Source organism: Myxococcaceae bacterium JPH2 (assembly GCA_016458225.1).
Lineage (GTDB): Bacteria > Myxococcota > Myxococcia > Myxococcales > Myxococcaceae > Citreicoccus.
Map to the genome: position 1 here is coordinate 287,720 of JAEMGR010000015.1, position 18,623 is coordinate 306,342.

Annotated in this window: 16 protein-coding genes; 7 read left to right on the plus strand and 9 right to left on the minus strand. The window is 70.7% G+C overall.

All coding sequences use genetic code 11. The features are described from left to right. The first annotated feature begins 60 nt into the window (after positions 1-60). From JGU66_23315 to JGU66_23330, 4 genes are read left to right on the plus strand one after another with little or no spacing between them, the layout of a single operon-like run. Complete coding sequence (locus JGU66_23315) at positions 61-846, plus strand: transporter (GenBank protein MBJ6763711.1); 786 nt, start codon at positions 61-63, stop codon at positions 844-846. Between the two features lie 11 nt (positions 847-857). Next, positions 858-1,589, plus strand: coding sequence for a hypothetical protein (locus tag JGU66_23320; GenBank protein MBJ6763712.1), 732 nt, complete (start codon positions 858-860; stop codon positions 1,587-1,589). Continuing rightward, positions 1,586-2,932, plus strand: coding sequence for a HAMP domain-containing histidine kinase (locus tag JGU66_23325; protein MBJ6763713.1), 1,347 nt, complete (start codon positions 1,586-1,588; stop codon positions 2,930-2,932). Before JGU66_23320 ends, JGU66_23325 begins: the two co-directional genes overlap by 4 nt. Further along, complete coding sequence (locus JGU66_23330) at positions 2,929-3,486, plus strand: response regulator (GenBank protein ID MBJ6763714.1); 558 nt, start codon at positions 2,929-2,931, stop codon at positions 3,484-3,486. Before JGU66_23325 ends, JGU66_23330 begins: the two co-directional genes overlap by 4 nt. A gap of 10 nt (positions 3,487-3,496) precedes the next feature. Here JGU66_23330 and JGU66_23335 read toward each other — a convergent pair whose 3' ends face one another. The 3 genes from JGU66_23335 to JGU66_23345 form a co-directional block, all read right to left on the minus strand. Next, positions 3,497-5,320: an amidohydrolase gene (locus JGU66_23335; protein ID MBJ6763715.1), complete on the minus strand. Its 1,824-nt coding sequence runs from the start codon at positions 5,318-5,320 to the stop codon at positions 3,497-3,499. 144 nt (positions 5,321-5,464) lie between these two features. Next, complete coding sequence (locus JGU66_23340; protein ID MBJ6763716.1) at positions 5,465-5,662, minus strand: hypothetical protein; 198 nt, start codon at positions 5,660-5,662, stop codon at positions 5,465-5,467. An 87-nt stretch (positions 5,663-5,749) separates the two neighbouring features. Continuing rightward, on the minus strand, positions 5,750-6,742 hold the full coding sequence (locus JGU66_23345; GenBank protein MBJ6763717.1) for an NADPH:quinone oxidoreductase family protein: 993 nt from the start codon (positions 6,740-6,742) through the stop codon (positions 5,750-5,752). Between the two features lie 120 nt (positions 6,743-6,862). Here JGU66_23345 and JGU66_23350 point away from each other — a divergent pair, with 120 nt between their 5' ends. Beyond that, positions 6,863-7,828, plus strand: coding sequence for an AraC family transcriptional regulator (locus tag JGU66_23350; protein ID MBJ6763718.1), 966 nt, complete (start codon positions 6,863-6,865; stop codon positions 7,826-7,828). Positions 7,829-7,921: 93 nt separating this feature from the next. Here JGU66_23350 and JGU66_23355 read toward each other — a convergent pair whose 3' ends face one another. From JGU66_23355 to JGU66_23365, 3 genes are all read right to left on the minus strand, one after another. Further along, complete coding sequence (locus JGU66_23355; protein MBJ6763719.1) at positions 7,922-8,914, minus strand: hypothetical protein; 993 nt, start codon at positions 8,912-8,914, stop codon at positions 7,922-7,924. Positions 8,915-9,119: 205 nt separating this feature from the next. Further along, entirely contained in the window at positions 9,120-11,015 is a 1,896-nt protein-coding gene (locus JGU66_23360) for a PAS domain-containing protein (protein MBJ6763720.1), read from the minus strand. Between the two features lie 422 nt (positions 11,016-11,437). Then, the gene (locus JGU66_23365) at positions 11,438-14,254 is read right to left on the minus strand and encodes a TonB-dependent receptor (GenBank protein ID MBJ6763721.1); all 2,817 of its coding nucleotides are present in this window, start codon (positions 14,252-14,254) and stop codon (positions 11,438-11,440) included. A gap of 290 nt (positions 14,255-14,544) precedes the next feature. Between JGU66_23365 and JGU66_23370 the strand changes: the two genes are divergently transcribed. Beyond that, complete coding sequence (locus tag JGU66_23370; GenBank protein MBJ6763722.1) at positions 14,545-14,952, plus strand: hypothetical protein; 408 nt, start codon at positions 14,545-14,547, stop codon at positions 14,950-14,952. A gap of 3 nt (positions 14,953-14,955) precedes the next feature. Here JGU66_23370 and JGU66_23375 read toward each other — a convergent pair whose 3' ends face one another. Both JGU66_23375 and JGU66_23380 read right to left on the minus strand, forming a co-directional pair. Next, positions 14,956-15,561, minus strand: a complete 606-nt coding sequence (locus tag JGU66_23375) for a helix-turn-helix transcriptional regulator (GenBank protein ID MBJ6763723.1) — start codon at positions 15,559-15,561, stop codon at positions 14,956-14,958. A 150-nt stretch (positions 15,562-15,711) separates the two neighbouring features. Continuing rightward, the gene (locus JGU66_23380; protein ID MBJ6763724.1) at positions 15,712-16,653 is read right to left on the minus strand and encodes an aldo/keto reductase; all 942 of its coding nucleotides are present in this window, start codon (positions 16,651-16,653) and stop codon (positions 15,712-15,714) included. Positions 16,654-16,794: 141 nt separating this feature from the next. Here JGU66_23380 and JGU66_23385 point away from each other — a divergent pair, with 141 nt between their 5' ends. After that, positions 16,795-17,619 carry a helix-turn-helix transcriptional regulator gene (locus JGU66_23385; GenBank protein ID MBJ6763725.1) on the plus strand — a complete coding sequence of 275 codons (825 nt, stop codon included), beginning with the start codon at positions 16,795-16,797 and terminating at the stop codon, positions 17,617-17,619. Between the two features lie 28 nt (positions 17,620-17,647). On the opposite strand, the gene JGU66_23390 is transcribed toward JGU66_23385, so the two are convergent. Further along, entirely contained in the window at positions 17,648-18,520 is an 873-nt protein-coding gene (locus JGU66_23390) for a LysR family transcriptional regulator (protein MBJ6763726.1), read from the minus strand. Between the last annotated feature and the right edge of the window lie 103 nt (positions 18,521-18,623).

Here is an 18,623-nt window from a genome sequence, read left to right on the forward strand (position 1 = left end):
CCCATGTCCTCCGCGCGGGCCTGCGCTACATGCGCGTGTGGCGACCCCACGCTCACCTCCATGGGGGACGAGCAGCCCTTCCAGGGACGCCTGCGCCTGTCCACCACGATGCGCGCGTGGGGCCACACCATGGGCCGTGACGGCGAGGACGCGCTGCGCCTGCGCGAGCTGCGCATGGACGTGGCCGTGGCCTACGCGCCTCGCTCCTGGTTGGTGTTGGCCGCCAACCTCCCCCTCCAGCTCCGCGAGACGCGCGACGTGAGCCTCACCCGCGAGCGCGGCTGGGGCGTGGGCGAGGTGGACGTCAGCGCCAAGGCCTTCGTGTGGAAGGACAAGGAGTTCTCGCCCGACCAGCTCGTCAGCGTGGTGGCGGGCGTGAAGCTGCCCACCGCGCCCGTGCTGCACGCGCGCGACGGCTCGGTGCTGGGCTTGGATGCGCAGCCGGGCAGCGGCTCGGTGGACCCCATGGCCGGCCTGTCGTGGCAGGGCTTCCGAGGCACCTGGTCCTTCGCCGCCACCGCCATGGGCTTCCTCCCCACGCGCGGGCGCGAGGGCTTCCGGGCGGGCGCCTCGCTGCGCACCGCGCTGGCCGCGCAGTACCAGCCCGGCACGCGCTGGGCCGTGCGCCTGGGCGTGGACAGTCGCCTCGAAGCCGCCAATGACACGCATGGCGTGCGCGAGGAGAACGGCGGGGGCTTCATCGCCTACGCCTCGCCGGATCTCCTCTTCAGCCCGACGATGGACGTCACGCTCCAGGCGGGCGTGCGCGTTCCCTTCCTCAACCAGCTGCGCGGCCGGGTGGCGACCACGCCCATCGCGCAGCTCTCCCTCGCCTACGACTTGTGAGGTCCCTTCCCGTGAAGCCCTTGGCCGCCCTCACGCTCCTGTGCCTCGCCAGTTGTGGTGAGCGTGAGGACGGACTCCAGCTCACCGTGGGCCTGTCGCTCTCGCCGCGACAGACGCGCGCGCAGGAGCCCGGCACCGCGCGCGAGTTCAGGCGCGCCAACGGTGAGCGGGTGGTGCTCACGCGCGGACTCGTCACCGTGGGCAGCGTGGAGCTGAAGCCCTGCGCGGAGGGCGCGGCGTGGCGCCTCCTGCGCGCGCTGTCGCCCATCGGCACCGCGGAGGCGCACAGCGTCGAGAGCCCCAAGCGACTGGGCGCGCCCCATGTCATCGACCTCGCGCGGCCCGATGGACAGGTGCTGGAGCTGGGCACGCTGCGTCCGCCGCCCGGCCGCTACTGCCGCGCGCGCGTGGGCTTCGAGCCCGCGGATGACGACGCGGAGGGCCTGCCCGCGGCCTCGGTAGACCTGGAGATGGCGGGGCGCAGCCTGTGGCTCGAGGGCACGGTGAGCCCGGCCGGCGGAGGCGAGCCTCGGCCCTTCCTCCTCGTGTCGTCCAACGTGGCCACGGTGGAGGTCGCGCTGGATGGACTGACGCTGTCGGCCGAGAGCCCTCGGGCCGAGCGCGTCCTCACCCTCGCGTATGACACGTGGCTGGACGGCGTGGACCTGGGCGCGGCGAACGCGGCGACGGAGGCCCTGGACAGCGTGGCCCGCTCCGTGGCCATGTCCCCTCCAGTGCCATGACGACGTCCGCCATTCCCACGCGAACCCCCGAGACAGGCGACCCCAGCGCCCGCGCGCGCCTGAACCTCAAGTGGCTGCTGCGGCTGCGGTGGGGCGTGCTGATGGGACAGGCGCTCGTCATCGCCGTGGCGGCGTATGGCCTGGAGCTGGCGCTGCCCGTGTCCGCGCTCGCGGCGCTCCTGCTCGCCGAGACGGTGACGAACGCGGCGGTGCGCGCCTGGCTCACGCGCGCGCCCCGAGTGGCCGAGAGCGTCATCGCCGGACTGATGCTCTGGGACACGCTGGTGCTCACCGGACTGCTCGCGCTGAGCGGTGGCACGCACAACCCCTTCACCACGCTCTATCTGGTGAACGTGGCGCTGGGCACGGTGCTGCTGCCGGCGCGATGGACGTGGGGACTGCTCGCCTTCACGTTGGGCGCCTTCGGCTCACTGTTCGTGCTCCAGGACGTGGACCTGATTCCGGGGTTGGTGCGGCCGGACCACGCGGAGCTGATGCGGCTGCACCTCAACGGCATGTGGGTCGCCTTCGCCGTGGCCGCGGGCTTCATCGTCTACTTCGTCCAGCGCGTCACCCGTGCGCTGGGCGAGCGCGAGCAGGAGCTGGCGCTGGCACGCGCGCAACACTCACGACGGGAGAAGGTCGCGTCACTGGCCACGCTGGCGGCGGGCGCGGCGCACGAGCTGTCCACCCCGCTGTCCACCATCGCGGTGGTGGCCAAGGAAGTGGAGCGCGCGCTGTCCACGGCGGGCGCGTCGGACTCGGTGCGCGACGACCTGCGCCTCATCCGTCAACAGGTGGACCGGTGCCGGGACGTGCTGGTGCAGATGTCCGCGGACGCGGGACAGACGATGGGCGAGGCCTTCCTCGCCGTGCCGCTCGGCGCGCTGGTGGAGCGCACGCTGGCGGAGCTGCCCACCCCCGAGCGCGTCCAAGTGGACCTGCCTCCGGAGATGGCCGCGTCGCGCGTGCATGGCCCACCGCGAGCGCTCTCCCGCGTGCTGCGCGGGCTGGTGAAGAACGCGCTCCAGGCCTCGCCGCGCGACGCCTCCGTGGAGCTGTGCGTGCGCGCCGAAGCGAGCGGAGCGCGGGTGGAGGTGCGCGACACGGGCGCGGGCATGCCGGCGGAAATCCTCGCGCGCGCGGGCGAGCCCTTCTTCACCACCAAGGCCCCCGGTGAGGGCATGGGCCTGGGCCTCTTCCTGGCCCGCTCGCTGGCGGAGCAACTGGGCGGCTCGCTGGAGCTGCGCTCCACACCAGGCGAAGGCACGGTGGCGCGGCTCCACCTGCCCCTGCTCGCGCCCGGCACCTCGACCGAGCCTGGCGCGGAGGCCGCGGCATGAGCACGACAGGCACCGAGCACCACCCCAGCGTGCTCCTGGTGGACGATGACGCCACCCTGCGCGAGCGCCTGGGCCGGGCCTTCCGCGAGCGGGGCTGGGAGGTCACCACCGCGGGCGACTACGAGGGGGCACTCGTCGCCGCGCGCCGCGAGTCCCCCGAGTACGCGGTGGTGGACCTGCGCATGCCAGGGCACAGCGGGCTGGAGCTGGTGAGGGACCTGCTCGCGGTGGACGCCGCCACGCGCATCGTGGTGCTGACCGGCTACGGGAGCATCGCCACCACCGTGGACGCCATCCGCCTGGGCGCGGTGAACTACCTGCCCAAGCCCGCGGACGTGGACGACATCCTCGCCGCCTTCGCGCGCGCCACGCACGAGCCCGCCGTGGCCGCGCCCGAGACGCTCCAGGCCCCGTCCCTGGCCCGCGCGGAGTGGGAGCACATCCACCGCGTGCTGGCGGACTCGGCGGGCAACATCTCCGAGGCGGCGCGCAAGCTCGGCATCCACCGCCGCTCGCTCCAGCGCAAGCTCCAGAAGTACCCGCCGTCGCGCTGAGCGCCTCCGCTCAGAAGGCCGCGCAGGCGCAGCCCCACGCGCCCCAGAAGTCCCACGGCGCGCGGGCGTGCACGTGCCCCGGAGTCCCATGCGAGGCGCACGCGCGAGGCGGCGCCAGCACACTCCGCGCGGCGGCCGCCTCGCCCGACAACCCACCCCCGAAGCGCGTCACCGGAGACCAGTCCGGCATGGGCGGAGGCAGCGGAGGCGCCAGGGGACCGAACTCGCCGGTGCCATGCACCACCTTGCCGCCCACCACCGTGAGCACGCTGGTGATGTCCGCGATGTCCGTCTCGGGCACCTGGAAGTAGTCCGCGGACAAGAGCGCGAAGTCCGCGTACTGGCCCGCGCGCAGCACGCCCTTCACGTCCTCCTCCTGGGAGAACCACGCGCTGCCTTGCGTCCACAAGCGCAGCGCCTCCTCGCGCTCCAGGAGGTTGTCCTCGCCATACATGGCCAGCCCGCCCAGCGTGCGGCCCGTGACGAGCCACGACAGCGCGACCCACGGGTTGTAGCTGGCCACGCGCGTGGCATCCGTGCCGGCGCCCACGGGCACGCCCGCCGCCAGCATCTTCCGCACGGGCGGCGTGCGCCCAAGCGCCTCGCGTCCGTAGCGCGCCAGGAAGTACTCGCCCTGGAACGCCATGCGGTGCTGGATGGCGAGGCCTCCGCGCAGCGCGCGCACGCGCTCGATGTTCCGCTCCGAGATGGTCTCCGCGTGGTCGAGGAACCAGTGCAGCCCCTCGAACGGCACGTCGCGGTTCACCCGCTCGTAGACGTCCAGCACGCGGCTGATGCTCTCGTCGTAGGTGGCGTGCAGGCGGAACGGCCAGCGCCGCTCGGCGAGCAGGCGCACCACCTGCTCCAGCGAGCCCTCCATGTCCCCCGGCAGCTCGGGGCGCGGCTCACGGAAGTCCTCGAAGTCCGCCGCCGAGAACACCAGCATCTCGCCCGCGCCGTTGTGGCGCAGCATGGCGTCTCCCTGACGCGGCGAGAGCTGCCGCGACCACCGGTCGAAGTCCGCCAGCTCCTCACCCTTGCGTTGGGTGAACAGGTTGTAGGCGACGCGCACCGTCATCTCATCCGCCGCGTGCAGCGCCTGGATGACCTCGTAGTCGTCCGGGTAGTTCTGGAAGCCGCCGCCCGCGTCGATGGCCGAGGTGATGCCCAGCCGGTTCAGCTCGCGCATGAACTGGCGCGTGGAGTTGAGCTGGTACTCGCGAGGCAGCCGAGGCGCCTTCGCCAGCGTCGCGTAGAGAATGAGCGCGTTGGGCTGGGCCAGCAGCAGCCCGGTGGGATTGCCAGCCGCGTCCCGCTCGATGCGTCCACCCGGCGGCTCGGGGGTGTCCTTGCCGTAGCCCACCGCGCGCAACGCCGCCTGGTTCAACAGCGCCCGGTCGTAGAGGTGCAGGAGGAACACGGGCGTCTCGGGCGCCACCGCGTTGAGTTCCTGCAGCGTCGGCAGGCGCTTCTCCACGAACTGGTGCTCCGTGAAGCCGCCCACCACGCGCACCCACTGCGGCGCGGGCGTGCGGGCCACCTGGAGGCGCAACAACTCCATGGCATCCGCCAGCGAACGCACGCCCTCCCAGCGCAGCTCCAGGTTGTAGTGCAGACCTCCCCGGATGAGGTGGAGATGGCTGTCATTGAGCCCCGGGATGAGCCGCCGTCCCTTCGCGTCGACGACCCGAGTCCCCGCCGTCGCATGCCGGAGGACCTCCGCGTCGCTGCCCACCGCCAGCACCTTCCCCTGAGAAACCGCCAGGGCCGTGGCCTCGGGCTGGCTTGGGTCCAGGGTGGTGACTCGCGCATTGCGCACCATCAGGTCGGTCATCGGGACTGCCTCGTCGCGCTTCGGCCTGGCGAGGAGCGACAGGCCGCGCGGCGATGTTCCATCACGCGCGGCGGTGACACCAGCCGCGCGTGGTCATCCGCCACGAACAGCCAGGGCAGCCGGCCCTGCGCCAGCCCGAACGTCTCAGCAGGTCTCGCCGGCCGTGTACACGCGGTACTGGGTGGTGCGGCCCCACGAGGAAGAGAACCCGCCGCAACGACAAGCCCGCCACCCCACCCGCGTGGTGAGGGTCGCCTCGCTGTAGGAGTCCATGCGGAAGCTGTCCTCCGTGCCGCAGTACGGCAGGCGGATCGCGGCGAACGCCCATGCCTTCATCTGCATGTATTTCTCCTGGGATGGTGTGGGTGAGGCGCTCAAACCCCATCTCGCGGTCGCCGCCCCGCTGAATCCCAGATGTCTGGGATTCTTTCAGGCCGCGGAGGCGTGGGGGACGATGACCACCTTGCCGGAAGTCCGCCGCTCGGCCATCGCGCGGTGGGCCTCGGCGGCCTCCTCCAAACCAAACGTCCGCCCCAGGAGGATCTCCAACCGGCCCGAGGTCACCCAATCCATGGCATCACGCAGCGCGGCCGCCTGGACCTCGGGAGGCAACCCCACGGTGGCGAAGCCCACCAGCGATTGGTTCTGGAAGATGAACCCCGCCAGCTGCTCCTCCGTCATCCGCGCGCCCCGCATGCTGTCCACGCCAAAGGTGACCAGCCGCCCCCGAGGCGCCAGGGCTCGCAGGCTGAGCGTGAAGACCTCTCCGCCACCCCGCTCGAAGACAATGTCCGCGCCGCGCCCGCCCGTCGCCTCCCGGATGCGCTCGGGCCAATCCGTGGCGGAGGTGTCCACCGTCACGTCCGCGCCGAGCCGCCGCGCCACCTCGCGCTTCTCCGCCGTGCTCGCGCCCGCGATGACGCGCCCCGCGCCCATCCGCTGGGCGAACTGCACCAGGAAGGACCCGACCCCGCCCGCCGCCGAGGGGATGAACACGGACTCGCCCTTCTGCAGTCGCGCCGCGTCGCGCAGCGCCATGAGCGCGGTGGGCGCCTGGCTCAGCAGCGCCGTGGCCTGAGCGAAGGACAGCGACTCGGGGATGGGGACGAGCTGGGCCGCGGGCACGCGCGCGTACTCCGCGAACGCGCCTTGCGTGGGGAGCATCGCCGCCACCCGCGCGCCCTTCGACACCTGCGACACGCCCTGCCCCACCGCGCTCACGATGCCCGCCGCCTCGAAGCCCGGCACATACGGCAGCGCGGGGCCCGGCAACTGTCCGGCGCGCAAGAGCAGCTCCGCGTAGTTGAGGCCGGCCGCGCGCACCTCCACCAACACCTCCCCTTCTCCCGGGACGGGTGTGGCGACCTCTTCGACGCGAAGCTCCTCGGGTCCGCCCAACCGCCGCAACTGGACTGCCTTCATGGTGCTGTCTCCCGCGTGGAATGTCCTGACGCGGGCGGAAGGTAATCGTCGGCTTCAGGACGAACACCGCCACATCATCCGGATTCATGGTTCAATCGTCCTGAACCCGGAGCCTCGTGGATGGATGTCCTCGCCGATGCGCTGCGCCACATCCGCTTGCGCAGCAAGCTCAATGGTCGCCTCGAAGGCTTCGCGCCGTGGGGCATGCGCGTGCTCGCGCGCGACGTGCCGACCTTCTATGTGATGACCCAAGGAAGCTGCCTCCTGGAGGCCGAGGGCACCCGGCTGCAGCTGGGGCCCGGGGACTTCGTCTTCATCCTCGGCGGCGTCTCGTACGTGCTGAGGGACAGCCCGAAGACGCGTCCCCTCCCCGCCGAGGTCGTCTATGCCTACCTGGGCGGGCGCTGCGGCGGCACCGTCCGCGCGGGGGGCTCGGGGGCGCAGACCACGGTCATCTGCGGCACGTTCGAGTTCGAAGGCGCCTCCCCCACCAGCCCGCTGCTCGCCAGCCTCCCGCGTCTGATGCACGTGAAGGCCAAGAGCGCGGTCTCCGCGCGGTGGGTCGACTCGGCCATGCAGCTCATGGCGCAGGAGCTGGATGCCGAGCAACCCGGCTACGAAGCGGTGGCGAGCCGGCTGGCGGACATGCTCTTCGTGCAGGCCCTGCGCACACACGTCGCCACGCAGCCCGCGCAGCGCGGGGGCTGGTTGGGCGCGCTCTCGGACCCGCAGGTGGGCACGGCCCTCCAGCACCTGCACGACAAGCCGGAGGAACCCTGGACCGTCGAGCGCCTCGCGCGCGTGGCCAACATGTCGCGCTCGGTCTTCGCCGCCCGCTTCAAGTCACTCGTGGGGGACGCGCCGCTCACCTACCTGACACGGTGGAGGATTCACCGGGCCGCCCAAATCATGGCACTGGCCCCGCACCACTCGACCTCCGAGGTCGCGCGACAGGTGGGCTACGAGACGGACAGCGCCTTCGTGAAGGCCTTCCGGCGCCACGTGGGAGAAACGCCCGGTACGCTCCGCCGCCGCCTGCGTGAGCGCGCCGCCGAGACGAACCCCCAAGACGCGCTCCGGGACTGATTCGCGACACCGCTTCATCCGACGACCCTTCATCGGGCGCGCCAGCCTCAAGCCGTGCGGCGCGCCACACACCTCAGCCCGCCACCTCCGGCGTCAATGACAGGCGCCGCAGTCCGCCGCGCAGCTCTCGGGCGTGGTGCCCGTGCCGCAGTGCTCGGTGAGCTGGCACGTGCCGTCACCGCAGCGGTAGATGTCCGACGAGCGGATGCGCGTGGTGATGGGGCGGTACTGCTTCCCGTTGTACGTGCAGCGCGTGTAGTAGGTCCGCGTCGAGTCCAACGTGCAGTACGTGCGGCAGGCCCCCACGTGGGTGATGGGCAGGCACGAGTTGTCACTCCACGTCGACAGCCCGCAGGTGCGCACCGTGCTCTGGTCATAGGTGAGGTACTCGCCGTCATTGGCGGCGAAGACGCCCTCGTTGTTGAAGAGGTTCCCGAAGAAGCACGCCTCCGGCTCCGTGTAGGTGGACAGCTCGTCCGTGGCCAGCGGCAGCGCCGTGCCCTGGGCGTTCTTGCCCAGCACCGAGATGCTCACGTGCACCCCGTACTTGTTCGCGTGCGCCGCCAGACACGCGCTCACCACGTGCTGCTCCGCCTCCGTCGGCGGCATCGGAGAGGTCGCGCTGGACCACGAGGGCGCGAGCCCCAGCAACCCCTGCCACGTGTATGTCTGCCCCGTGGTCGGAGACGTGTAGGTCAGCGTCTGGCCTTCCGACATGGCGCACTTCGCGACGTACTGCATCACCATGTCCGAGAGCACCGGGTTCGAGCTGAACCACGTATTGAACCCATTCGTGCTCAGGCCATTCGTCGACAAGCCATTCGTGCTCAGGCCATTCGTCGACAAGCCATTCGTGCTCAGGCCATTCGTCGACAAGCCATTCGTCGACAGCCCATTGGTCGAAACCATCTCATCCGCACGGGAGCCGAGCGACTCATCCCTGTCGTCACCGACACCCCCGCCGCACCCGACCAACGTCAATCCCAACACCACCGACGCCACCCCCGCGCGCGAGCGTGCGCGCCAGCCGCTCGGGGCGGACACGACCGACGAATGAGACAAGACTCCCGTGACATGAGAATTCATGGCGCTGCCTCCACGTTGGGGGTGGCCAGGTGGGTGTCTGGCCAAGACAACGGGTAGTGACGCCTGGTCATCGCGTACAGTGACCCTTCATGTTTTCCATATGAATCGGTCTTTCGGAAAACATGGGGTCCGTGAGGCGCACGACGCTCACCTTCACGAAAGACAGACGGAAGACGTTCGGGGTGGCAGCGGTACAGGGTGGCTGTCACGCAGAGCGGGCTTCGCCTTGGGTCCCAGCGCCCCGGGCCGCCGGGCGGGCGTCACGCGGGAGCGTCACGGTGAAGGTGGTGCCCTCGTGGTCCGAGGAGCTGACGCAGACCGTGCCGCCATGCGCCAGGACGATTTCCTTCACGATGAAGAGTCCCAACCCCAGGCCCGCGCGCCGGCGCCCTCGGCCCAGCCCCGCCTGACGGAACGGGTCGAAGATGCTGTCCAGGAGATGCGAGGGAATGGGCGTGCCGGGGTTGTGCACCTCCAGCACCTGCTCGTCTCCGCGCGCGGAGCAATGGAGCAGCACGGGAGAGTCCGACGCGCCGTGCTCCAGCGCGTTGCCCACCAGGTTGCTCAGCACCTGCGCGAGCCGCTCGGCGTCCCAGACGCCCTCGGCGCGACCGTCCACGTCCAGCGCGATGAGCCGCTCGGGATGCGCCGCGCACAGCTCCTCCACCACCTGCCGGCAGACCGAGCCCAGGTCCACCGGCCCCAGGTTGAGCGGGATGCCCCCGGACAGCCGCGCGCGGGTGAGGTCCAAGATGTCGGAGATCATGTTCCCCATCCGCCCCGCGCTCGACTCGATGCGCTGCGCCAGCTGCTGCTGCGCGGGGCTCAGCGAGGCGCGGCGGCGCAGCGCCCTCGCGGACAGGGAGATGGCATTCAAGGGATTGCGCAGGTCATGGCCCAGGATGCCAATGAAGCGCTCGCGAAACTCCGCCTCCTCCGCCAGCCGCTCCAGCGCGCGCTTGCGCTCGGTGATGTCCATCATCGAACCAATCATTCGCACCGGGCGCCCTTGGTCGTCGCGCGCCAGCACGCCGCGGTCGAGCACGTGCGCCCAGCTCCCATCGCCGCGCAGGAAGCGGTACTCCGCCTGCCACGCGTCCTCGTCCGAGTCGACGAAGTGCTTCAGCCGCTGCACCACCGGGCCCCGGTCCTCCGGGTGGACACGCTCGCCCCACCAGTCCAGGTCGTGCCACTCCAACAGGTCGCCATAGCCAAAGGCATCCCCCGTCCCGGGGTCCCACTTCACGCGCCCGGTGGTGGAGAAGTGCCAATCCCAGAGCACGTCATGCGTGGCGCGCGCGGCCAAGCGGTAGCGCTCCTCCGCTTCGCGCAGCGCCGCGGTGGCCTGCTCCCGCTCGGTGCAGTCCACCACCACCCCCAGCATGCGGTGGGTGCGCTCGTTCCCATGGAACGTCTGGCCGACCGCCTCGTAGCAATGCAATGAGCCGTCCGGCCAGCGGCAGCGGAACTTGAAGGTGTAGGGGCCATCCGCGACCAATCCCTGCTCAATGGCGCGAGACACCCGGGGGCGGTCATCCGGAAGGATGCAAGGCAGGAAGCCCGCCAGCGTGGTGGACAGGGTCCCCGGCGACTGCCCGAAGAAGGCCTCCGCGTCCGCGGACCAGGTCACGCTGCGCCGCGCCTCGGTCCACTCCCACGCGACCATGCGCGCGGTCTCCAACGCCAAGCGCAGCAACTCCTCGCGGGCCTGGAGCGAGTGCGCCAGCGCGCGCGCCTCCTCCGCCTCGCGTCTCGCGGCGAGCGCCACCTCCAGCGACTCGCGCGGCGCGGGCGCGCCCTGACGAGGCCCCTCCTGCGAGACGAGCCACAGCGCGAGGCCCTGCTCATGGCGCACCACCACCACCTGGCTGTCGCCCTCGGTGGCACCGAGCGGACAGCGCCACGGCGCGACGTGGGGCACGCCCGTCCGCACCACCCGCGCGCAGGCCGCCACGTCCACCAGGGGAATGCCCTCGCGCACCCAGCCCGAGACATCCCGGCCGAGGTCCAAGGCCTCGACCAGGACCTCCGCCGAGGGACTCAGCGACGTCCATCGCAGGTCGAGCACCTGCCCCTCATCCCCCAGGACAGGCTCGAGCACGATGCATGGTGGCTCGCTTCCCGTGGGAATTGCGCCCACCGGACCGAGCCCTGGGACCCACGACAAACCCATCATGGACTTCCCCCCGGCGCGGGCCTCGTCCCTCCCCCTTGGCCACCGGAGCGTCAACGCGGAGGCGGGGACACGCGTCAGGCCACCTTGCCATGACTGAGCCCTCGGAGCCCTACCCCTCAGGGCCGCACGTCCACGGACTGCTCACCCGTGAGCACTGCCCTCCCACGGACCCGCGCCTTCCCGACCGGACAGGTGGGATGTCGGGCGCGAAGGCGCGCGCGCTCGTTCCCCGAGCCCTGCACAAGCCCTGGAGCATGAGACGGCGCAGGTGGGGCGCTCCGGTGTGTCGGATTGCGAGCCCCGCCCCGCGCCCCATTCCCCGCCGCGAGGGCGTGGGTGTCTGTCCTTCAGTAACGCCCCTTCATCCCCAGGATGGGCAGCACGATGGGCAACCCCACCGCCTTCTTGCGCAGAGGACCCGCCATGCCGCCTCCGGTGTACTCGAAGGCCACCGTCTCCTGGCTGATCGTGACGTTGAGCATGTCCAGGTAGGCCTCCAGGCTGAACGTGTCATACGCCCACGCCTTGGACAGCCGCACGTCGAAGCGCAGGAAGGGCGGCAGCCGGTCCACGCGATCGCGGTCCACTTGAACCCAGGCGGGCCGGCCGCTGCCGTCCTCTCCCTCGCGGTGGGTCTGCGTGCTCAACGTGCCGTACTCCGGGCGGCCGGTGTTGAAGTGCACCACCCCGCCCAGCGTGACGTTGTTGGCGAACTTGTGGCTCACCACCAGGTTGAGCACGTGCGTCTGGTCGAACGCGAACGGGAGCTGCTGCCGCGCATCGCCCACCACGTTGCCCGCATCATCATGGCGGTAGAAGCGCGTGGAGCGCGTGGAGCGCTGGACGCTGTACGACAGCCACCCGAACCAGTTGTTGCCCAGCGGATAGCGCACGAGCAACTCCAGGCCATACGCCCGGCCATGGCTCTCGAAGTCCGGGATGTCCAAGTGGTTGCGATCGAGGTCCACGTCATCCCCCAGCTGGGAGGCGCGGCGAGACAGCGAATTGACGCTGCCCAGCTCCTCGTCCGAGAAGGGCGTCAGCTCCACCGTGCGCAGCAGGGGGTTGAAATAGACATCCAATCCCAGCTCCAGGTGGTTCCACAGCGTCCACTCGGCGCCCAGGGAGAGCTGCACGCCCGTCTGCAATCCCAGGATGAGGCTGCCCACGTCCACCACCGGAAGGCTGATGAGGGTGGTGGGCGGCTGATGGAACACGCCCGCGGCGCCCTTGAGGGTCAGCGTGTCGCTCACGGCATGGCGCACCGTGAGGCGCGGCTCCAGCGCGGTGTTATCGAAGCCAGGGGATAGGTGGTAGTGGTCCAGCCGCAGGCCGGGCACCACCTTCCAGGAGGGTGACGGCGTCCAGACGACCTCGGCGAAGGCGCCCGCGAAGGTGGCCAGCGCCACGGGCTCGCTGACGCGCTCGCCTGGCGAAGCCCCCGGGTCATCGGACCGCGCGTTCCCATCCAGCACCTCCACCACCGCGCGCTTGTTCTCCACGTCGGACCCCACGCGCAGGTCCACCTCGGGCGCCAGCCGCACGTGGTAGCCCGCGCGGGCCGCCCAGTTCGTCTGCTGGATGTGCACCTCGCCGCTGCTGTCTGGCTGCTGGGCGATGACGGAGAAGCGGTCCACGCCCCACGTGCCGCCCACCTCCAGTTCGCCCGCCCCCAGGGGATTCCGGTCCCTCAAGTCCACCCGGTGGAAGACGATGGACTGGAGCGCGGTCTCTCCAAAGGAGTCCATGGCCTTCGTCCCGAAGGTGTCCGAGGAGCCAAAGGCAAACAGGCGCAGCCTGCCCCGTCCCACCTCCTGCTCCACCCGCGCCTGGTAGTCCCAGAAGTCGAGCACCACCTTCGGGTTCTGCCGCCCCGGCGCGGGCGGGGTCTGGAGCTGATTGGCCGCCAGCGCGATGAGCCACGGTGTGTAGGAATACCGGCCCGCGAGGCTGACATTGGTGCGCGAGGAGGGGAACGGCGTCTCCAGGAAGAAGCCCGCGTTGATGAGGTCCGCGTAGGCGCTGCCATGCACGCGGTCATCGTGCGGACGACTGAGGCGCCCATCGATGGCGCCCCCCATCAACCGGCCGTACTGCGGCGGCGGCGAGCCCGCATAGAAGTCGATGGCGTCGATGAAGTCCGGGTGGATGACCGCCGGACCGAGGAACAGGTGGAAGAGGATGGGGACGCGGATGCCATCCAGGAAGTAGCCCGTGGACGCGGGCTGACTGCCGCGCACCACCGGGTAGGCCACGCCGGACAGCATGCTGCCCACGCCGGGCAACAGCATCACGACGCGGAACGGGTCGCCCATCGTGCCGGGCACCTCGCGCAGCTCCGCGTCATGCAGCGTGACGCGGCTTACCTCCGTGCGCTCGCGATCCCCTCGCACCACCGTCTCATAGGGGTTGATGACGAGCGGCTCCAATCCATACACCACCTCCAAGGACTCGGCGGTGCGCAGCGCCTCGCGATAGACGCTGGGCTTGTAGCCGGGCGCCGTCACCCGCACGGCCTGCCCTCCTGAAGGAAAGCGCGCCTCGAAGTGGCCCGCCGCGTCCGTCTGCACCGGCTGGTCCGGCGCGGCGTCCGACAGCAGCGTCGCGCCCACGAGCGGACGACGGTTGCCCTTGGCGCGCACCCAGCCCCGCAGGGTGATGGGTCCCTCACTCACACCCGCATCCGGCGCGGCGAGCACGGGGGCCTCGAAGCGGTACTCGAAGAACAGCCGCACGGCCACCGGCTGGCCATCCACCGTGGCGGGAGAGAAGCGCAGGCGCGGCGCGGCGTGCAGCGCGGCCTCGTCCAACAGCGGATGCACTCCGCTGACGAGCGTCGCCGAGTCCACCTCTCCCGCGTCATCCAACAACAACTCCAGACGCACCGTGCCCCCCACGGCCTCCGCCGCGAGCGCGGGAGGGTACGGCGCGGGTGAATCCTCCAGCAGCACGGGGGGCACGAGCGCCCCCGTCGTCACACCCGCGTCCACCGAGTCGCCCGGCGTCGCCGCCCAGCCCGCGTCCGTGCGCTGGACGGCCACCTCCACCGCCATGCCCGCGTCCGCGGCGCCCTCCTCCGCGCGCACCCCGGCCGCCCACAGCCCCAGCCACACCCCGAGCGCCAGCGCCCCCCCGCGCCAGGACGTCCTCGCCTGTCCCCTCATGTCGTCAGGTGTCCCATGCCCCGGCCCTGCGCGCATGAGGCCAGGGGCAGGGCACCGCTGACAAGGGGAACACACACACCCTGTCTGCCCGGCCGCCACCATTCACTGCTCAACACCTGGCAGGCGAACCCGTCCACCACTGGAGAGAGAACCCGTCCCTTGGGGCGGGAGGACGCGCCCGGGGCCGCTCCCCACCTTGCGTTCGACTTCCCCCCTAAACCGGAACTTCATGAGACTCCCGCGCCCCCTCCCAATCCTTCCGGCCCAGAACAGCTCGCGGTGAGGACGCCATGATTCCTCCCCCCGGCCTGGGTCACCTGCCGCGAGGCATGGTGGCTCCCACGGTCTGCAGTCTCCTTTTGCTTGCGGGGCTCGTGCCGTTGTCCGTCGCGGGCGCGGGTGACCGCGATGCCCCGGACACCCTCATCCTGGACGGACCTCCAGAGCAGAGCCTCTCCTCCACCGCGGACTTCCGCTTCGACTCCAACGCGGCGCAGCCCCGCTATCGCTGCGCCCTGGACGGCGCGGCGTTCCAGTCGTGTGGTCCCACCTTTCATCTGGGGGACCTGCCCCCCGGGGACCACGAGCTGTCCGTGTATGTGATTGACCTCGCCACGGGGCGCTACGACCGCTCGCTCGCGACGTGGGCCTGGGTGGTCGAGGACCCGAACCCCGCGGTGGGAGGCAGCGGCCCCTGAGCCTCACCGGCGCGGGGGGAGGATGGCCGAGGCCACCAGCGTCACCAGCTTGAGTTGGTGGCGCGGCAACCGGCGCAGGGTGCGCAGCAGCCGTCGCATCTCCGGGAGATGATCCTTGTCTGGAGAGTCCTCCTCCCAGACGGCGGCGCCCGCCGCGGCCGCCGTGACGAGCCCCATGGAGACGTCCGCGGACATCTGGAGCGCCAGGCACAGGCGGAACAGCGTGGGCACGCTGGGCATCATCTTTCCGCGCTCGAGCCGCCCGTAGACCTCCGAGGCGATGCCGATGCGGTCCGCGACGTCCGCCTGGGTCAACCCGGCGCGCATGCGCGCGGCCTTGGCGGCCACGCCCACGCTGAGGGACAGCTTCCGCTCGATTCGCCGCCGGGCGAGTTCCGGCGCGGGCACCTTCCGGCTCCGGGCGGGGCGGAGACGGCTGGAGGCGACAAGACCTTCGGGGTGGGTTCTCACCACATCAACCTTGCGCGTGTGGCCCGGCGAGGGACCCGCGCCCTCGCGGACCTCCCGCCGGCCGGTCAGTTCCCGGCCGTTATAACCCACCACGTCATCTGAACCTATGCCGATACGGCAGGTTGTCTCCCTTTTCATGAGCCCCACCCCGGGGCGACATGGTCGCACCCCACCGCACACCTCCCTCGCAGGGAACGTCCACGCTGCGCCGCGGCATGGAAGACAGGCTCCCGCACAAAGCCTCGCATCGCGGCGGTTGGGATTGCGCGAGGGTTGGGGCCGCGCGCGCTACCCGGACCGGTCGATGCCGCGCATCAGCACGGGCGGGTAGCGCTCGCCCGAGGCGCCGTCCGAGAAGAGCGCCGAGATGCGGGCCCGCTCCTCGGGAGTGAGGACCAGCTCGCGGGCGCGCAGGTTCTCCTCCAGGTGCGTGCGGCGGCGCGTGCCGGGGATGGGGACGATGTCCGGCCCCTGGGCCATGAGCCACGCCAGCGCGAGCTGTCCTGCGCCGCAGTGCTTCTCCTGCGCGAGGGCCTGGAGTCCGCGCACGCGCTCGGCGTTGCGCTCGAAGTGGTCTCCCTGGAAGCGCGGCGAGTGCCGGCGGAAGTCCGTCTCGCTCAGCGCGGCGGGCGAGTGCAGGCTGCCGGTCAGGAAGCCTCGGCCCAGCGGGCTGTAGGCGAGCAGCCCGATGCCCAGCTCCCGCAGCGTGGGGAGGATGTCCGCCTCCACGTGGCGCTCCCACACCGAGTACTCCGTCTCCAGGGCCGCGAGCGGATGCACGGCGTGCGCGCGGCGGAGCGTGCGGGCCGAGGCTTCGGAGAGGCCCATCCGCGCGACCTTGCCCTCGGCGACGAGGGCCGCCATGGCGCCCACGCTCTCCTCGATGGGCACCTTCGGATCCACGCGGGCGAGGATGAAGAGGTCGAGCCGCTCCACGCCCAGTCGCGTGAGGGACGCCTCGCACGCGCGGCGCAGGTGGGCGGGGCTGCCATCGGTCTCCCACTGTCCGTCCGGGAGTCGCCGGGCCCCCGTCTTGGTGGCGATGACGGCGCGGTCTCGATGGCCCGCGAGCGCACGGCCGAGCAGCTTCTCGTTCTCGCCGCCGCCGTACGCATCCGACGTGTTGAACAGCGTGACGCCCAGCTCCAGGGCGCGGTGGATGGTGGCCACGGACTCCGAGTCATCGGCGGCGCCGTAGCCTCCCGACATCCCCATGCAACCCAAGCCCATGACGCCCACGTTCAATCCGTTCCAGAGGGTGTTCTTCACGGTGTCTCCTTCCGAGGTGCGCGCAGGATGCGTCCGCGGGCCGCGGCGAGATTGGGCGTTCTTGGCGGTGCGCTGAACGGGAGGCGGTTAGGGTAGGCGCCCATGCCGCGCGTCACTGGCCTCGACTCCTTCGTCCGCCTGCGTCCTCCCGAGCTTCCGGGCGTGGGCATCGTGCGAGGGGAGCGCGAGCAGCGGCTGTGGCGAGGCATCAAGCCGGTGCACGCCATCCACCTCACGCTCCAAGGCGTGAGCGAGCGCTGGTATCGCGGACAGGTGCTCACCGAGGCCCCAGGCACGCTCTCATTCAAGGAAGCCGGCGAGGTCTACCGGGACGTGCGCCGGCACACGCCCGGAACCTTCCAGGTCATCGCCTTCGACTCAGCGCTGGTGGATGAAGCGAGAGACGCGCTCGGAGTCTCCGCGTCCGGGTACCTGCGCGTGCTGCAATTGAAGTCCGAGGACCCGCGCGCCCACGCGCTGCTCCGCTTGCACGAAGCCCTGCGCTCATCCGGGACGCCAGTGGACACGCAGCGAGCGCTGCTGACCGAGGCGCTGGGCGCGTATGTCTCGCTCATGGGACGCGGAGACGAACCTGCCCGCCGAGGCTGGCGCGTGCCGGTCCGCCGAGCCCAGTCCTTCCTGGTGGAGCACCTCACCGAGCCCGTGTCCTTGGACATGCTCGCGAGCGAAGCGCGGCTCGACAAGTATCACCTCTGCCGAGCGTTCCGAGACGAGGTGGGCCTGCCGCCGCACGAGTACCTCACGCACCTGCGCATCCGGAAGGCCCAATCCTTGTTGGAGCAAGGCCATCGTCCCGCCGAGGTCGCCGCCGACGTGGGCCTCTACGACCAAAGCCAGCTCCACCGCCACTTCCGACGAATCGTCGGAGTCACCCCCGGGCAATACGCCCGCGCCCTGTCGCGATAGAGCACGCGCCCCCGCAGCGGGCCCATCCTCATCTCGGAGCGGTCGGCAGCGCGACGGACTCCAAGATGAGCCTGCGAAGCCGCTCGACGCCCTCCGCCTGAGGGCCGGGGCGAGACACCAGGACGTAATCGGTCGGAGGTGCTCCTGACAGCGGGATGCCCACGAAGCCTCTCGGGACGGGACAGAAGTCGTTGACCACGCCAATCCCCATCCCGAGCCGCACGAAATGCATCATGAGCTCCCAGCCCGTGGCCTCCACCGCGACGCGCCACGTGCAGCCGGACCCACGAAGCAGTTGGGTCAGCATCGTGCGATGGGGACTCCCCTCGGGCGCCACGACGAGCTGCTCGCCCTCCAGCTCTTCGGGCTTCAACGTCCGTCTTCGGGCATGTCGATGGGATGAAGGCACCACCACCCTCTGCCCGACGGTGCGAAGCGGCTCGACCACGAGGTTCTCGGGAGAGACCGCGCCCGCCACGACGCCGAGATGCGCACGCGACTCGCGAATGTGAGCGAGGGTCTCGGGCCCCGGAAGCGCGAGGAGACGGAGCGGCCATCGCTCTTTCGGGAACTGACGGATGACCGGCCCGAGCAGATACAAGAAGGCGCCCTGCCCCGCGCAGAGGATGACCGGACCGGAGTGCGCCTCGCCTCGAAGCTCCTGGAGCACGCCCTGGTCACGCTCCAGCGCCTCCCGACCATGGGCCGCCAGTCGCCGCCCCTCCCGCGTCAGCACCAGGGTCCTTCCCACACGCTGATAGAGCGGACGGCCCACCGCTTCGGAGAGCTTTCGGATCTGCACGTGCACCGCGGGCTGCGAGATGTTCAGCCGCTCGGCGGCCCGCGTGAAGTTCAGGTGCTCCGCGAACACGACGAACGCATGGAGCCATTCATGGTTCATGGAGACGAACGCTAATCCAGCGCGATAGACCCTATAAACATAATAGTTCTGGTGAATTCATCCCTGGCGTAAATCCTGGCGCGAAAGAACCCATGAATGGCTT

Coding starts and splice junctions, on each gene's coding strand:
- JGU66_23385 (MBJ6763725.1), top strand. CDS start 16,795: ATGCCGCGCGTCACTGGCCTCGACTCCTTCGTCCGCCTGCGTCCTCCC.
- JGU66_23380 (MBJ6763724.1), bottom strand. CDS start 16,653: ATGGGCTTGGGTTGCATGGGGATGTCGGGAGGCTACGGCGCCGCCGAT.
- JGU66_23375 (MBJ6763723.1), bottom strand. CDS start 15,561: ATGAAAAGGGAGACAACCTGCCGTATCGGCATAGGTTCAGATGACGTG.
- JGU66_23350 (MBJ6763718.1), top strand. CDS start 6,863: ATGGATGTCCTCGCCGATGCGCTGCGCCACATCCGCTTGCGCAGCAAG.
- JGU66_23370 (MBJ6763722.1), top strand. CDS start 14,545: ATGATTCCTCCCCCCGGCCTGGGTCACCTGCCGCGAGGCATGGTGGCT.
- JGU66_23335 (MBJ6763715.1), bottom strand. CDS start 5,320: ATGACCGACCTGATGGTGCGCAATGCGCGAGTCACCACCCTGGACCCA.
- JGU66_23345 (MBJ6763717.1), bottom strand. CDS start 6,742: ATGAAGGCAGTCCAGTTGCGGCGGTTGGGCGGACCCGAGGAGCTTCGC.
- JGU66_23355 (MBJ6763719.1), bottom strand. CDS start 8,914: ATGAATTCTCATGTCACGGGAGTCTTGTCTCATTCGTCGGTCGTGTCC.
- JGU66_23315 (MBJ6763711.1), top strand. CDS start 61: ATGGGGGACGAGCAGCCCTTCCAGGGACGCCTGCGCCTGTCCACCACG.
- JGU66_23325 (MBJ6763713.1), top strand. CDS start 1,586: ATGACGACGTCCGCCATTCCCACGCGAACCCCCGAGACAGGCGACCCC.
- JGU66_23365 (MBJ6763721.1), bottom strand. CDS start 14,254: ATGAGGGGACAGGCGAGGACGTCCTGGCGCGGGGGGGCGCTGGCGCTC.
- JGU66_23330 (MBJ6763714.1), top strand. CDS start 2,929: ATGAGCACGACAGGCACCGAGCACCACCCCAGCGTGCTCCTGGTGGAC.
- JGU66_23340 (MBJ6763716.1), bottom strand. CDS start 5,662: ATGCAGATGAAGGCATGGGCGTTCGCCGCGATCCGCCTGCCGTACTGC.
- JGU66_23390 (MBJ6763726.1), bottom strand. CDS start 18,520: ATGAACCATGAATGGCTCCATGCGTTCGTCGTGTTCGCGGAGCACCTG.